17 protein-coding genes are annotated in these 13728 nt (G+C 63.8%); 12 read left to right on the forward strand and 5 right to left on the reverse strand.

Translation table 11 applies throughout. From position 1 onward, the window contains the following. The 5 genes from ribD to ACFP9U_RS18340 form a co-directional block, all read left to right on the forward strand. Window positions 1-829, forward strand: an 829-nt coding sequence (gene ribD / locus ACFP9U_RS18320) for a bifunctional diaminohydroxyphosphoribosylaminopyrimidine deaminase/5-amino-6-(5-phosphoribosylamino)uracil reductase RibD (protein WP_378623665.1), incomplete at its 5' end; no start/stop codon positions are given. Further along, on the forward strand, window positions 829-1443 hold the full coding sequence (locus ACFP9U_RS18325; RefSeq protein ID WP_378623666.1) for a riboflavin synthase: 615 nt from the start codon (window positions 829-831) through the stop codon (window positions 1441-1443). The genes ribD and ACFP9U_RS18325, both read left to right, overlap by 1 nt. A gap of 36 nt (window positions 1444-1479) precedes the next feature. After that, window positions 1480-1947: a 6,7-dimethyl-8-ribityllumazine synthase gene (gene ribH, locus ACFP9U_RS18330; RefSeq protein WP_378623669.1), complete on the forward strand. Its 468-nt coding sequence runs from the start codon at window positions 1480-1482 to the stop codon at window positions 1945-1947. A gap of 1 nt (window position 1948) precedes the next feature. After that, the gene (gene nusB / locus ACFP9U_RS18335; RefSeq protein ID WP_378623671.1) at window positions 1949-2449 is read left to right on the forward strand and encodes a transcription antitermination factor NusB; all 501 of its coding nucleotides are present in this window, start codon (window positions 1949-1951) and stop codon (window positions 2447-2449) included. Beyond that, window positions 2446-3657: an MFS transporter gene (locus ACFP9U_RS18340; RefSeq protein ID WP_378623672.1), complete on the forward strand. Its 1212-nt coding sequence runs from the start codon at window positions 2446-2448 to the stop codon at window positions 3655-3657. The genes nusB and ACFP9U_RS18340 overlap by 4 nt, the downstream gene beginning before the upstream one ends. Window positions 3658-3862: 205 nt before the next feature. Here ACFP9U_RS18340 and ACFP9U_RS18345 read toward each other — a convergent pair whose 3' ends face one another. Continuing rightward, window positions 3863-4663 (reverse strand): DUF3800 domain-containing protein, encoded by an 801-nt coding sequence (locus ACFP9U_RS18345; protein WP_378623674.1) that lies wholly within the window; start codon window positions 4661-4663, stop codon window positions 3863-3865. A gap of 531 nt (window positions 4664-5194) precedes the next feature. On the opposite strand from ACFP9U_RS18345, the gene ACFP9U_RS18350 reads away from it, so the two are divergent. Beyond that, window positions 5195-7324 carry a sodium-translocating pyrophosphatase gene (locus tag ACFP9U_RS18350; RefSeq protein WP_322450739.1) on the forward strand — a complete coding sequence of 710 codons (2130 nt, stop codon included), beginning with the start codon at window positions 5195-5197 and terminating at the stop codon, window positions 7322-7324. 90 nt (window positions 7325-7414) lie between these two features. Here ACFP9U_RS18350 and ACFP9U_RS18355 read toward each other — a convergent pair whose 3' ends face one another. Beyond that, window positions 7415-7927: an outer membrane protein assembly factor BamE gene (locus ACFP9U_RS18355; protein WP_322450740.1), complete on the reverse strand. Its 513-nt coding sequence runs from the start codon at window positions 7925-7927 to the stop codon at window positions 7415-7417. A 149-nt stretch (window positions 7928-8076) separates the two neighbouring features. On the opposite strand from ACFP9U_RS18355, the gene ACFP9U_RS18360 reads away from it, so the two are divergent. The 6 genes from ACFP9U_RS18360 to ACFP9U_RS18385 all read left to right on the forward strand — a co-directional run bounded on the left by ACFP9U_RS18360 (window position 8077) and on the right by ACFP9U_RS18385 (window position 12355). After that, window positions 8077-8634 (forward strand): ubiquinol-cytochrome C chaperone family protein, encoded by a 558-nt coding sequence (locus tag ACFP9U_RS18360; protein WP_378623676.1) that lies wholly within the window; start codon window positions 8077-8079, stop codon window positions 8632-8634. Beyond that, window positions 8624-9178: a YceD family protein gene (locus ACFP9U_RS18365; protein WP_378623678.1), complete on the forward strand. Its 555-nt coding sequence runs from the start codon at window positions 8624-8626 to the stop codon at window positions 9176-9178. The genes ACFP9U_RS18360 and ACFP9U_RS18365 overlap by 11 nt, the downstream gene beginning before the upstream one ends. 103 nt (window positions 9179-9281) lie before the next feature. Then, a complete protein-coding gene (gene plsX / locus ACFP9U_RS18370) occupies window positions 9282-10337 on the forward strand; it encodes a phosphate acyltransferase PlsX (RefSeq protein ID WP_378623679.1) in 1056 nt (351 codons plus the stop codon). A 9-nt stretch (window positions 10338-10346) separates the two neighbouring features. Beyond that, complete coding sequence (locus ACFP9U_RS18375; protein ID WP_378623686.1) at window positions 10347-11318, forward strand: beta-ketoacyl-ACP synthase III; 972 nt, start codon at window positions 10347-10349, stop codon at window positions 11316-11318. Window positions 11319-11420: 102 nt separating this feature from the next. Further along, complete coding sequence (locus ACFP9U_RS18380; RefSeq protein WP_378623681.1) at window positions 11421-11747, forward strand: integration host factor subunit alpha; 327 nt, start codon at window positions 11421-11423, stop codon at window positions 11745-11747. A gap of 89 nt (window positions 11748-11836) precedes the next feature. Beyond that, window positions 11837-12355: a MerR family transcriptional regulator gene (locus ACFP9U_RS18385; protein WP_322450745.1), complete on the forward strand. Its 519-nt coding sequence runs from the start codon at window positions 11837-11839 to the stop codon at window positions 12353-12355. A 189-nt stretch (window positions 12356-12544) separates the two neighbouring features. Here ACFP9U_RS18385 and ACFP9U_RS18390 read toward each other — a convergent pair whose 3' ends face one another. The 3 genes from ACFP9U_RS18390 to ACFP9U_RS18400 form a co-directional block, all read right to left on the reverse strand. After that, window positions 12545-12709, reverse strand: a complete 165-nt coding sequence (locus tag ACFP9U_RS18390; protein ID WP_322450746.1) for a hypothetical protein — start codon at window positions 12707-12709, stop codon at window positions 12545-12547. 25 nt (window positions 12710-12734) lie between these two features. Then, complete coding sequence (locus ACFP9U_RS18395; protein WP_378623683.1) at window positions 12735-12959, reverse strand: hypothetical protein; 225 nt, start codon at window positions 12957-12959, stop codon at window positions 12735-12737. Window positions 12960-13128: 169 nt separating this feature from the next. Next, a partial coding sequence (locus tag ACFP9U_RS18400) for a hypothetical protein (protein ID WP_378623685.1) occupies window positions 13129-13728 on the reverse strand: 600 nt, incomplete at its 5' end.

A 13728-nucleotide genomic window follows, 5' to 3' on the forward strand; every position in this document is an offset into this window, starting at 1 on the left:
CGAGGCGCTGGTCGCGTCCGGTGTGAAGCGCGTCGTCGGTGCGGCGAGCGACCCGGACCCGCGCGTGAGCGGCAAGGGCTACGCCATCCTGCGTGCCGCCGGGATCGAGGTGGTGGAAGGCGTGCTGGCCGACGAGGCCGCCGACCTGATGCGGGGATATCTCACGCGTTCCGTCAGCAAGCGTCCGGAAGTGATGCTCAAGCTTGCGCTTTCCGCCGATTACAAGATCGGCATGGCAGGCGAGGGACAGATCGCGATCACGGGCGAAGGTGCGCGCGCCCAGGTGCATCTGATGCGCGCCGAGGCGGACGCGATCCTGGTCGGCATCGGCACGGCGCTTGCCGACGATCCCGTGCTCACCTGCCGGCTGCCCGGGCTGGAAGGGCGTTCACCGGCGCGCATTGTGCTCGACCGGCACCTGCGCCTGCCATTGCAATCGGCGCTGGTGGCGGGCGCGCGCCGGGTGCCGCTCTTCCTCACTACCGCAAGCGACATCTCAGCGGAGCGGCGTGCGGCCTACGCCGACCAGGGGGTCGAGTTCCTGGCCGTGGAGGCGCTCGACGGCAACATCGCGCTTCCCGAACTGCTCGAGGACCTTGCCGCGCGCGGCTATTCCAGCCTGATGGTCGAGGGCGGGGGCCATACGGCCGCTGCCTTTCTTGCCGAAGGGCTGGTGGACCGGCTCTGCCTGTTCATCGGGCCGCGCACGATCGGTGCGCATGGCATTGCCTCGCCGGTCGATCCCGACCATATCCCGGCTGGCTTCGCCAAACGGCGCGAGGCCCGCTTCGGCGAGGATCTGTATTTCGAGTATGTGAGGGCGGACTGATGTTCACGGGTATCATTACCGATGTGGGTACCGTCGTCTCGGTTGCGCCCTTGCGCGAGGGCAGGCGGCTGCGGATCGAGACGCATTACGATCCCGAGAGCATCGCTATCGGCGCCTCCATCGCTTGCGCGGGCGTTTGCCTGACCGTCGTCGCCCTGCCGGAAAGAGGCTCGAATCAGCGCTGGTTCGAGGTCGAGGCGTGGGAAGAGGCCCTGCGGCTGACGACGGCGTCGCACTGGGCGGAAGGCACGCGGCTCAATCTGGAACGCCCCTTGAAGGTGGGCGACGAACTCGGCGGCCACATCGTCGCCGGCCATGTGGACGGGACGGCTTCGATCGTGGAGCGGCTTGAGGAGGGCGAGGCGGTGCGCTTCGTTTTCGAGGCGCCGGAGGATCTGGCCAAGTTCATTGCGCCCAAGGGGTCGGTCGCGCTCGACGGCACGTCGCTCACCGTCAATCGCGTCGATGGCAACCGTTTCGACGTGCTGCTCATCCAGCATTCGCTGCTCGTGACGACCTGGGCGGAGCGGCAGAAGGGCGACGCGGTGAATATCGAGGTCGACACCATGGCCCGCTATGCGGCACGGCTTGCGCAGGCGGATAAAGAAGCCTAATCCAGCGCTTCCCATCGCCACTCGCCGGAGACAATAATGGCAACGAAAAGACCAAGAATCCTCATTGTCGAGGCCCGCTTCTACGACCATCTGGCCGATGGCCTGCTGAAGGGCGCGAAGCTTGCCTTGGATGAGGCCGGCGCGGCGTACGAGGTGGTGACGGTGCCTGGGTCGCTGGAGATCCCCGCCGTGGTCGCCTATGCGGTCGAAGCGGCAAAAAAGGGTGCCGAAGCCTATGACGGTTTCGTGGCGCTCGGTTGCGTCATCCGCGGCGAGACCTATCATTTCGAGATAGTCTCGAACGAGTCGAGCCGCGCGCTCATGGATCTGGCGGTGCGCCATGGGCTGGCGGTCGGCAACGGCATTTTGACGGTCGAGAACGAGGCGCAGGCACTCGTCCGGATCGAGAAGGGCGAGGGCAGCCATCCCGGCGGCGGCAAGGGCTATGCGGCGGCCAGGGCCGCCCTCGACTTGATCGGGATCAAGGAACGATTGGGAGCCTGAGGTGGCGCATCCTGCAGACGAGCCGTCGGGCACCTTCCGCCCGGCCAACAAGCGCGGCGCGGCGCGGCTTGCCGCCGTCCAGGCGCTCTATCAGATGGACGTCGGCGGCACGGGCCTGATGGAGACGACGGCCGAGTACGAGGCTTTCCGGCTGGGCAAGGAGATCGACGGGGCGCTTTACCGGGAGGCGGATCCGCAGTGGTTCCGCGCCATCCTTTCGGGCGTGGTCGAGAACCAGAAGGCGATCGATCCCATCATCCACCATGCGCTCACCGAGGACTGGCCGCTGTCGCGCCTCGATTCGACGCTGCGGGCGATCCTGCGCGCCGGCGTCTATGAATTGACCGGCCGCAAGGACGTGCCGGTCGCCGTCATCATTTCCGAATATGTGGACATCGCCAAGGCCTTCTACGGTGAGGAGGAGCCCAAGCTGGTGAATGCCGTTCTCGATCGCGTGGCCAGCCGGAACCGCGGCGAGGGCAGGGGGAAGGGAACGTCTTGACCGACACCGGCCACCGCGAAGCCAAACGCACCGCGCTCATTCTCGCGGCGGCGCAGGCGGTGGCCGGCAGCTCGGCCCCCATCGCCATTTCGATGGGCGGTCTGGCGGGGAGCTATCTCCTGGGCGCCGACAAGTCGCTGGCGACCGCACCCGTCACGGGCTTCAATATCGGCGTGGCGATCGCCGCCCTGCCGGCCGCGCTTCTGATGCGCGCGATCGGACGTCGCAATGGTCTGGTCTCCGGCACGGGGGCGACGGCGCTCGGCGGGGCAATCGCCGCCCTTGGGCTCTTTCAGGCCAATTTTTGGCTGTTTGCGCTGGGCATGCTCTTCATCGGCGGCGGCAATGCGTTCGTTCAGCAATACCGCTTTGCGGCGGTCGACAACGCGCCCTCCACCTTCAAGCCGCGCGCCATCGCCTGGGTGCTGATGGGCGGCGTCTTCGCCGCCATCATCGGCCCGCAGGCGGCCATTCACACGCGCGAGCTCTTCGCGCCCGTGATGTTCGCCGGGGCCTTCGTCTCCGTGGTCGGCCTTGCCGCCGTCGGCGCTCTCGTCCTTTCCTTCCTTCGCCTGCCGAAGGACATGCCCGCTGCCGGCCCCGAGGACGATGAGCCCGCCCGCCCGCTGGCCGAGATCCTTTCCCGGCCGCGTTTCCTGGTCGCCCTTCTTTGCGGGGTCAGTTCCTTCGCGCTGATGAGCTTCGTCATGACGGGTGCGCCGCTGGCGATCGTCGGTTGCGGGTTTTCGCCGGACGAGGCAACGCTGGGCATCTCCTGGCACGTACTGGCCATGTTCGCACCGAGCTTCGTCACCGGCCGCCTCATCACCCGCTTCGGCAAGGAGCGGATCGTCGCCACCGGGCTTCTGCTTCTCATCGGCTGCGGCCTCGTGGCGCTGTCGGGGATCGCGCTGTGGCAGTTCTGGCTGGCGCTGATCCTGCTCGGCATCGGCTGGAATTTCGGCTTCATCGGCGCCACCGCCATGGTGGCCGACTGCTACCGCTCCTCGGAGCGCAACAAGGTGCAGGGCGTCCACGATCTGATCCTGTTCTCGACCGTCGCCTTCTCCTCCCTCATGTCCGGCCGCGTCTACAACGCCTTCGGCTGGGAGATGCTGAACTGGGTGATTTTTCCGGTGGCCGGCGCGTGTCTCGTGATGCTCGGGCTGCTCGCCATCAGGCGCAGGCGCCGGGCGCGCGTGGCTTGAGGCGGCGGGCAGGGCGGTGTCGCGGCGAGAATGCCGGCGTTTTGCGGTGAGCGGAAGTTCAACGGAAATGTGTTGGGCTGCTGCAGTGGGGCCGGGAGCGGGCTGTCTGCTTTAGTGGATTTATGGAAAGCTGCTGGTAGGTTCGCTCTGCCTTGATAACGAGTTCCGGCCGTTGCGGACATTCGGCCAGGCAACAGAATTCTCCTTATGGGTGGTTGGCTACCATGCTGTTGAAAACCTCTTCCACCTCAGAAGCCAGCTTAAGGTCGCGCGTAGAATGCACGCAGTATAGGCCAGCGCCCACCACGCTTTGGGTTTCGGGGTGACCAAAGAAGTGCGGGGCCAGCTCGCGTAAATAGCGAGGTTCTGGTATGCCGAAGTTCTTGTCCTGCTTATCAACACATTTGTACAGCGCGTGCGCGACAAGGTCGGCCAGTTGTAGCAGAGGCTCCTCGCTTTTCTTCTTTATTGCTATGTTGCGGATGTCGATATGCTGCAGCTTCTTGGTGTGTGGGTGCTTGGGAGTAGATTGGCAGGTCCACAGCAGGTTGCGCATCCTTTCGTAATCGACGTTCGCTTTCTCAAAGATGATATCGAGATTCTCGGGCAGGATTTCACGCGCTTCCATGAACCAACCAACACGCTCCAGCAGGTACTGGGCGCACTTGTTGTAGTACATGCTGCTGTCATCGGCGATGGCGGCCTTGTAGCTGCCGAGTGTTGCTTTACGGGAGATGACTCCAAACAGTCTCATCTTTTGCTGCGTGATCTGCCGGACAAAGTGGAGAAGTTGGTAGTGCTTGAGCTGTGAGCAATGAAGGGGACTCTTGCCAATTTCAGCACCGATCTTGTCCAAGGTATCCTCGATGGCTTTTCGAGACCGGTTGCCTATAAGTGAAGCGCCCAAGGTCATGTATGGGGAGGCGCCAACCGATGACGCAGAGCGGACCTTTTCAATGCCGGCCTCGCCACTTTCGTCAATGAATATGGTGAATCGATCTTGCATTCGAATGACCTTGCAGAATTGGAGGTTCCCACTCAAACAGTATCTATAACTGTTCGCGCTTGGGATGAATTGAAGATTGGCAACAAAATCCTGCAATAGCCTCAACAGAAAACGCTTGATTGTGTTTGTGGTAACGTTCGCTATCCCACCCCGATCTGAAACGTTCGTCTAACGCCGTCTTCGTGCCTGCTTTCAACGAACTTGGATCAGTCTTGAATGGGCCGGGATGGGAGTACCAAGCGGCCGTTCGCCGTGCGAAAGAGAGGGCCGCTTTGTGCTCGAAGCGGTCTCCTATTCATCGCATCTCAGAGATGGATCGCCCCTTTGGATTTCTTGACGGAGTGCCGGGTGCGCTCACGTCACCTCGAACAATCCAAGACACCCCCGGCTGCGAACATTCGTCGCATGAAGGCTTGACGGGCGTCGGTGTCTTTCTCAAAGTCGCGCCCTGGGTTGCGGCATTTTCCGCCGTCGGCCTTTCTCAAGGCCCGGGAGGGGTTCCAGCGGGCCGAAATCAAGGGATAATTGGCAATGACAATGCTTTATGTCGTCATCGCCTGCGGCCTGCTTTCTGTCCTCTACGCCATCTGGGCGACGCAGTCGGTCCTTGCGGCCGACCAGGGCAGTGCGCGCATGCAGGAAATCGCCGGTGCCATCAGGGAGGGTGCGCAGGCGTATCTGACGCGCCAGTATACGACCATCGCCCTTGTCGGCGTGGTGGTCTTCCTGATCGCCTGGTGGCTCCTGAACGCGGCCGCGGCGATCGGTTTCCTCATCGGCGCCGTGCTTTCGGGGGCAGCGGGCTTCATCGGCATGCACGTGTCGGTGCGGGCCAATGTGCGCACGGCGCAGGCGGCTTCGAACAGCCTGGCTGCCGGCCTCGACATCGCCTTCAAGTCCGGCGCCATCACCGGCTTGCTGGTGGCGGGTCTGGCGCTGCTCGGCGTGTCCGTCTATTTCTGGACACTGATCGGCCCGATGGGCAATGCGCCGACCGACCGTACCGTGATCGACGCGCTGGTGGCGCTCGGCTTCGGCGCTTCGCTGATCTCGATCTTCGCCCGCCTCGGCGGCGGCATCTTCACGAAGGGCGCGGATGTCGGCGGCGACCTCGTCGGCAAGGTCGAGGCAGGCATTCCCGAGGACGACCCTCGCAACCCGGCCACCATCGCCGATAATGTGGGCGACAATGTCGGCGACTGCGCCGGCATGGCGGCCGATCTCTTCGAGACCTACGTCGTCACCGTCGTCGCCACCATGGTGCTGGCCTCCATCTTCTTCACCGGAGAGACCGCCTTCACTCTCATGCTGTTCCCGCTGGTCATCGGCGCGGCCTGCGTGGTGACGTCGATTATCGGCACCTTCTTCGTCAAGCTGGGGGCCAACAACTCGATCATGGGCGCCCTCTACAAGGGCTTCTGGGCCACGGCGCTCCTTTCGGTGGTGGCGCTGGCGCTGATCGTCTGGCTGTGGCTCGGCGGTTCGACCACCTTCGAAGCCGGCGGGGCCACGTTCAGCGGTGCCAGCCTCTTCTTCTGCGGCGTCATCGGGCTGGCGGTGACGGGGCTCATCATCTGGATCACCGAATACTACACGGGTGTCGGGTTTCGTCCGGTCCGCTCCATCGCCCAGGCATCGGTGACCGGCCATGGCACCAACGTCATCCAGGGCCTGGCAGTTTCACTGGAAGCCACGGCGCTTCCGGCCCTGGTCATCATCGCCGGCATCCTGGCGAGCTATGTGCTGGCCGGCCTCTTCGGCATCGCCATTGCGGTGACGACGATGCTGGCGCTGGCGGGCATGGTGGTGGCGCTCGACGCCTTCGGCCCCGTCACGGACAATGCCGGCGGCATCGCCGAGATGGCGGACCTGCCGGCCGAAGTGCGCCAGACGACGGACGCGCTCGACGCCGTGGGCAACACGACCAAGGCGGTGACGAAGGGCTACGCCATCGGCTCGGCCGGCCTCGGCGCGCTCGTGCTGTTCGCGGCCTATACGGAGGACCTCAAATTCTTCGCCGAAAACGCGGAGCCGGGCTCCTTCTTCGAAGGTGTGACGGTCGATTTCGCCCTATCCAACCCGTATGTCGTGGTCGGTCTCTTGTTCGGCGGCCTTCTGCCCTTCCTGTTCGGCGGCCTTTCGATGACCGCCGTCGGCCGCGCGGGTAGCGCCATCGTCCAGGAGGTGCGCCGGCAGTTCAAGGAGAAGCCGGGCATCATGCAGGGCACGGAGAAGCCGGATTACAGCCGCGCGGTCGATCTCCTGACCAAGGCGGCGATCAAGGAAATGATCGTGCCCTCGCTCCTGCCGGTCCTCTCGCCGCTCGTCGTCTTCGGTGTCATCTACCTGATCGGCGGCAAGAACCAGGCGTTTGCCTCCGTAGGCGCCATGCTTCTCGGCGTCATCGTCACCGGGCTGTTCGTTGCCATCTCCATGACGGCCGGCGGCGGCGCCTGGGACAACGCCAAGAAGTCCTTCGAGGACGGCTTCATCGACAGTGACGGCGTGCGCCACGAGAAGGGGTCGGAGGCACACAAGGCCTCGGTCACCGGCGACACGGTGGGCGATCCCTACAAGGACACGGCCGGCCCTGCGGTCAATCCGATGATCAAGATCACCAATATCATCGCGCTTCTGCTTCTGGCCGTCCTGGCGCATTGAGGCAGGACAAACGCGAAAAGGCCCGCGGGGTTTTTTCCCCCGTGGGCCTTTTCTTTGAAACCGGCTGCGGCCGGTGGCCGCGCTTCGGCGCTATTGCACGCCCAGCGGATTCGTCGGCGGCTGGCCGGAGGCGACGCCGGCGATCATCTGGGCCAGGAAGTTCTGGTCCTTGCCGCCGGTGGGCGTGGTCCGCGTGATGAAGTCGAACAGCTTGCCGTCCTTCATCCCGTAATGGGCGATTCGCTCCACGCGCTGGTCGTTGTTGAAGTAGACGGCCAGGACCTGCTGGTCGACCAGCCGCGGTTTCATGAAGGCGGCGCCGCGCACGCGCTTTTGCGAAATGTAGTAGAAGACCTCGTTATCGAAGGTCGCCGTCGTCGACGGGGTTCCGAGCGCCAAGAGCACCTGCTCGCGGCTCGAGCCTTCGGGAACGAGTTCCAGCGCCTGCTCGTCGATGACATAGCCCTGCGTCAGGGTCTGGCGTGGATTGAGGGTCGAGGCCGCATTGCATCCCGACAATGCGATCGCGGCAGCACCCAGCGCCGTGACGAAGGCGAGCTGACAGCCGTTTCTGGTCTTGAATTTCCGCACCTGCAACGACATCTCCCATGAACCCAGTGCGCCCCGGCTGGCCGGCCGCGACCTTGCACGCGTCGGCAAAAGCGGTAAACCAGCTTTCGCATCGATGCAACCGGACTTGCCGCTGGCTCCGTGTGCATCATATCCGAATCAGCCTTAAGGAGCGCATTCCCATGTTTCAGTGGCTTTCCGGTGGAGGCCGGCGCGACCGACGCTTGGTCGTGGACGCTCTGTACGGGGAAATCGTGGCGGCGGCGCGGCAGCCGCGGCTCTATTCCGCCTGGCGGGTGCCGGACACGCCGCTCGGCCGTTTCGAGATGATGTCGCTGCACGTCTTTCTCCTCCTGCACCGCCTGCGCGGTGAGGAAGGGGCGCTGAAGGAGATCGCTCAGGAACTGACGGACCATTTTTTTCTCGAGGTCGACCATTCGCTGCGCGAACTCGGCATCGGCGATATGGGCGTACCGAAGCGCATGAAGAAGCTCGCGCGCATGTTTTACGGCCGGTTGTCGGCGTATGGCGAGGCGGTCGACCGGGCGGATGCCGCCGCGCTTGGCGACGCCTTGAAGCGGAACATTGCGCCCGACCGCGCCGTATGGGAGGAAGCGGGCGAACTCGCGTCCTACGTTCTGGATGCGCATGCGATCCTCGCCGCGACCATTGGAGACGATCTGCGTGCCGGCAAGATTCGCTTTCCGCCGTTGAAGGAGGAGGTGACCGATGACCGTTAGTGCCGCAACGAGCCCGGTCTCCTATCCGCTGCGGGTCAATCGTCTTCCCGAGAAGGGCACGACGGTGACCATCGAGGCCGACAGCGCCCAACGCGCGGCGTTGGCGCGCCTGCACGACCTTTTGTCGGTGGAGCGCTTCCGGGCGGAGCTTACCGTGCGTCCGTGGAAGGCCGGTGGCGTGCGCGTGCTCGGACGTGTGGAGGCCGACATCATGCACAGCTGCGTGGTAACGCTGGAGCCGATCGCCGGGCGCATCGATGAAGACATCGCAGCCACTTTCGTGCCCGAGGGCTCGCGCCTTGCACGGGTCGAACATGAAGGCGGCGAGCTGGTGCTGGATCCGGAAGGGGAAGATCCGCCGGAACCCTTCATCGGCGATTCGCTCGACATCGGTGCGCTGGCGGAGGAATTCTTCGTTCTCGGCATCGATCCCTATCCGCGCAAGGAGGGCGTGAAGCTCGACCCGCCGGAGGAAGAGGCCCCGGCCAAGGCTGATGCCGGGCCGCTCGCCAGGGAGCTGAAGAAGCTGCGCGACCGGTACTGATCCTGGGAGTTTATGCGAAACGAGGTTGTGCCGCGGCGCAAAACCGCTATTTTCGCGGCACTTTTCGCGAGCCCCAACGCTCAACTTTTGAGGCACTTCACGCGTGATACGCATTTCGATTGACGCAATGGGCGGAGACCACGGCCCAGAGGTCACACTCCCGAGCCTCGTCCGGGTGGTCGAGCGCCGGCCGGATGTGCGTTTTCTCATTTTCGGCCGTGAGGAGGCGGTGCTCCCGGTGCTCGACCGCCTGCCGCGCCTGAAGGAGGTAAGCACGTTCGCGCATTGCGACGTCGCGGTGCGCATGGACGACAAGCCGAGCCAGGCCTTGCGCCAGGGACGCTGGAAGTCCTCCATGTGGCGGGCGATCGAGGCGGTGAAGTCCGGCGAGGCGGATGCCTGCATTTCCGCCGGCAATACCGGGGCGCTGATGGCCATGTCCAAATTCTGCCTGCGCACCATGGCCGATATCGAGCGCCCGGCCATCGCCGCCATCTGGCCCACCATCCGCAGCCAGAGCGTGGTGCTCGATGTCGGCGCGACAATCGGCGCGGACGCCCAGCAACTCGTCGATTTCGCCATCCTGGGCGCAGCGCTGGCCAACGCGCTCTTCGATATCGAGCGGCCGACGGTGGGTCTCCTCAACGTCGGCGTCGAGGAGATCAAGGGCCAGGAGGAGGTCAAGGAGGCCGGTCGCATGCTGCGCGAGGCAGAACTGGCGACCATGCGCTACGAGGGGTTCGTCGAAGGCGACGACATCGGCAAGGGCACCGTCGACGTGGTGGTCACCGAGGGCTTCGCCGGCAACATCGCTCTGAAGGCGGCGGAAGGCACGGCGCGCCAGATATCCACCTATCTGCGCGAGGCCATGAGCCGCACCTTGATGGCGCGCATCGGATACCTATTTGCACGCGGGGCGTTCGAGCGCCTGCGTGAAAAGATGGATGTGCGCAAGACCAATGGCGGGGTGTTCCTCGGCCTCAAGGGCATCGTCGTCAAAAGCCATGGCGGCGCCGACGAGGAAAGTTTCGCCGCGGCCGTCGAACTGGGATACGAAATGGTCAGGAGCGGTGTCTTCGACAAGACGCGTGCCACGCTCGACCTCTTCCATGCCCGCAAACCTGCCGCATTGGCGGGCCACATTGCTTCCAACGCATGAGATGAGATGATGATGAGATCCGCCGTGCGTGGCATCGGTTCAGCCCTGCCGCGCCGCATCATGGTGAACAAGGAATTCGAAGGGCTGGTCGACACGTCCGACGAGTGGATCGTACAGCGCACCGGAATCCGGCAGCGCCACATCGCCGCCGACGACGAGACGACCGCCTCGCTGGGCGAAGATGCCGCGCGCAAGGCGCTGGAGAATGCAGGGCTCGAGCCCGGCGATATCGATCTCATCGTCCTGGCGACTTCGACGCCCAACAACACCTTTCCCGCGACCGCAGTCGAAATCCAGGACCGGCTGGGCATGCACCACGGCTATGCCTTCGACCTGCAGGCGGTGTGCAGCGGCTTCGTCTATGCGATCACCGTTGCCGATCTGCATATCCGGGGCGGGCTGGCCCGGCGCGCCCTGGTGATCGGTTCCGAAACCTTTTCGCGCATCCTCGACTGGAGCGACCGCACCACCTGCGTGCTGTTCGGCGACGGGGCGGGGGCGGTCGTCATCGAGGGGATCGAGGGCGAGGGAAGCAATGCCGATCGCGGCATCATCGCCTCGTCGCTGCGCTCCGACGGCGCGCAGAAGGACAAGCTCTATGTCGATGGCGGCCCATCCACCACCGGTACGGTCGGTCATCTGCGCATGCAGGGGCGAGAGGTGTTCAAACATGCGGTGGGCATGATCACCGACGTGATCGAAGACGTCTTCGCCAAGGCGGACGTCACCGCCGGGGACATCGACTGGTTCGTCCCGCACCAGGCCAACAAGCGCATCATCGACGCCTCCGCCCGCAAGCTCGGCATTGCCGAGGAGAAGGTGGTCGTTACCGTCGACCTGCACGGCAACACATCGGCAGCGTCCGTACCGCTGGCGCTGGCCCATGCGGTGGCCGACGGCAGGATCAAGCGCGGGGATCTGGTGCTTCTGGAGGCGATGGGCGGCGGCTTCACATGGGGTGCGGTGCTCTTGCGCTGGTGAGTTTTCATGCCGATTCAAGTCCTTGACCTGTGTGGACGAACTTTTGTAACGTCCCTGCCGTCGCTTTGAATTTTCAATAGTTTCGAAGGATTGAGTGGTCGGATGGGGGGAAAGACAGTCACACGCGCCGACCTCGCGGAAGCCGTCTACCGGAAGGTGGGGCTGTCGCGCACCGAATCGGCCCAGATCGTTGAGATGGTGCTTCAGGAGGTCTGCGACGCGGTGGTGCGCGGCGAGACCGTGAAACTGTCCTCGTTCGCCACATTCCAGGTGCGCGAAAAGAACGAGCGCATCGGCCGCAATCCGAAGACAGGCGAGGAAGTGCCCATCCTTCCGCGCCGGGTGATGACCTTCAAGGCCTCCAACGTCCTCAAGAACCGTATCTTGCGCGCCCATCAGATGCGCAAAACCAAGGGCGAGAAGGTCTGATCATCTCTTTCCGCCCGACGCGCTTGTGTTTGAGCCCGAGAACCTGCTGAAATAAAGTGGGTGAGTCGCAAGCAAGCCGAGGGACGACAATGGAAAAGAGCCCGGACGCTTTCCGTACGATCAGCGAAGTCGCCGAGGAACTCGACCTTCCCCAGCATGTGCTGCGCTTCTGGGAGACGCGGTTTACCCAAATCAAGCCGATGAAACGCGGCGGTGGCCGGCGCTACTACCGCCCCCAGGACGTGGAGCTCATCAAGGGCATCCGCCACATGCTCTACGAGCAGGGTTACACGATCAAGGGTGTTCAGAAGCTGCTGCGCGATAACGGCAATCGCTTCATCGTTGCAATCGGGCGCGGAGACGTGGCCGCCGTGGAGGCGATCGCGCAGCAGAAGGCGGCCGAGGCCAAGGCGGAGAAGAACGAGGAGGAGATGGTTGTCGGGCAGCCGAAAGCCAAGCCAAACCGCCGCTTCTTCGGGCTGGGCCGGGAGGAAGACGGTCCCGTTTCCGCCGATGACGGACGCCTGTCGCGCGACAACCGGGCGCTTCTGCAGGAAACGCTGTTCGATCTTCTGGAGTGCAAGCGGCTGCTCGATCAGGTGCGGTAGGCCGGAGGCTTTCGCGCGAAGCCGCGCGCTTCCTCACCCATCCAAGGTCGGACCGCCGTGATTGACGGGCGAGCGTAGCGGCTGGGATCGGCAATGCCACCACTGGATAAGCCGCTTCGCTGACGCGCTTGCCGGCGGAATGAAGAAGGGGGCGCTCGCGCCCCCTTTCACGTTCTTGTCCGAGACCGGTTACTGTGCCGGTTCGGGAGCGGGATCCGCCGGCATGGTGCCCGCCGGCTCCGTCTGGTTCATATCGTCTGCACCGGCATTGGGCGGGGGTGACTCGCCGCCCTCGCAGGCGGCCAGCGCGAACATGGCCAATGCAAAAAGTGAGGCAAGCAAGGTTTTCATCATGGTAATTCCTCCTTTCTGGGCAGGCTCAACCGTCGACGATCGCGGCGAACTCTTCGGGTGACAGGTCGCCGCTTCCGTCCGTGTCGACGGCATTGAAGGTCTCTTCGGTCACGTCCGGCGCAACGACTTGAATTTCTTGCAGAGATATTCCTCCGCTCTGGTCCATGTCGATGGACTCGAAGTCGGTCCCTTGCGCAAAGGCCGGGAATGCAAACGCAGACATGACCAAGGGAATGATGGAACGCTTCATATGAATAGTCTCCGCTTTCAATTGCTGTCCTGTCGTGAACGGAATATAATTTCCACTATTATTATGTCTAAAACTTGTCTGCTCATACACTATATATGACGGCTGTGAAATCATGTTGAAATATTGTTACGCATATTTATTTTTCATTACTTAAGAACTCTTTTCGATGTCAGTTGAGCTGGCTCGGCTGAAGGGGTGGGGGGGAGGACTCGGCGGGTTGCGGAGCTCCCAGCAATCCGTCGCCGGCGACGGATTCTCCGGGTTCGGACACCGTGGCTGGCGCCGGGTCGACAAAACGTGCTGCGCCGACCGTGCCGCGCACCATCTCGGCCATCTGCCTGGCCCTGCGCAGTGGGGCTTCGCTCGTGAGCGCGTAGGAAATTGGCCCCGAGGACCAGTTCACAAGCGCCAGATCATCCATGCCGGTGCTGCGCAGCTTTCCGCTCCCGCCCTGCGGACGTACACGCAGAAACAGGTTCAGCGTCTCCTCGGGGGAGCGATAGGCGAGGCGGATCATGTCTTCATCACCGATGACCACCCGCTCGCGCTCGATGAGATCGAAGCCGTGGGCGCTGAGATCGGGCAGCGGAATTTCGATCCAGCCGCTGTTCGTGGCGGCGGAGAGCAGCGCTCCGTGCAAGTTCTGGCCGAGCGCGGCGCTCATGGCGGGCTGCGCATCGGGCTCGGCGTGCTGCTGTGCCAGCGCTTGCAGATAGGCTTGCGGCAGGGCGGCTGTCTCGTCGCCGCGCTGGCCGACGAGCCAGCCACC

Source organism: Nitratireductor sp. GCM10026969 (genome assembly GCF_042660605.1).
In the GTDB taxonomy this organism is placed as follows: Bacteria; Pseudomonadota; Alphaproteobacteria; order Rhizobiales; family Rhizobiaceae; genus Chelativorans.

Bases quoted from the DNA above. Each gene is read 5' to 3' on its own strand.
- ACFP9U_RS18350 (WP_322450739.1), top strand. From the start codon at position 5,195: ATGACAATGCTTTATGTCGTCATCGCCTGCGGCCTGCTTTCTGTCCTC.
- ACFP9U_RS18385 (WP_322450745.1), top strand. From the start codon at position 11,837: ATGGAAAAGAGCCCGGACGCTTTCCGTACGATCAGCGAAGTCGCCGAG.
- ribH (WP_378623669.1), top strand. From the start codon at position 1,480: ATGGCAACGAAAAGACCAAGAATCCTCATTGTCGAGGCCCGCTTCTAC.
- ACFP9U_RS18395 (WP_378623683.1), bottom strand. From the start codon at position 12,959: ATGAAGCGTTCCATCATTCCCTTGGTCATGTCTGCGTTTGCATTCCCG.
- ACFP9U_RS18360 (WP_378623676.1), top strand. From the start codon at position 8,077: ATGTTTCAGTGGCTTTCCGGTGGAGGCCGGCGCGACCGACGCTTGGTC.
- ACFP9U_RS18325 (WP_378623666.1), top strand. From the start codon at position 829: ATGTTCACGGGTATCATTACCGATGTGGGTACCGTCGTCTCGGTTGCG.
- ACFP9U_RS18390 (WP_322450746.1), bottom strand. From the start codon at position 12,709: ATGATGAAAACCTTGCTTGCCTCACTTTTTGCATTGGCCATGTTCGCG.
- ACFP9U_RS18380 (WP_378623681.1), top strand. From the start codon at position 11,421: ATGGGGGGAAAGACAGTCACACGCGCCGACCTCGCGGAAGCCGTCTAC.
- ACFP9U_RS18375 (WP_378623686.1), top strand. From the start codon at position 10,347: ATGATGAGATCCGCCGTGCGTGGCATCGGTTCAGCCCTGCCGCGCCGC.
- ACFP9U_RS18345 (WP_378623674.1), bottom strand. From the start codon at position 4,663: ATGCAAGATCGATTCACCATATTCATTGACGAAAGTGGCGAGGCCGGC.
- ACFP9U_RS18355 (WP_322450740.1), bottom strand. From the start codon at position 7,927: ATGTCGTTGCAGGTGCGGAAATTCAAGACCAGAAACGGCTGTCAGCTC.
- ACFP9U_RS18365 (WP_378623678.1), top strand. From the start codon at position 8,624: ATGACCGTTAGTGCCGCAACGAGCCCGGTCTCCTATCCGCTGCGGGTC.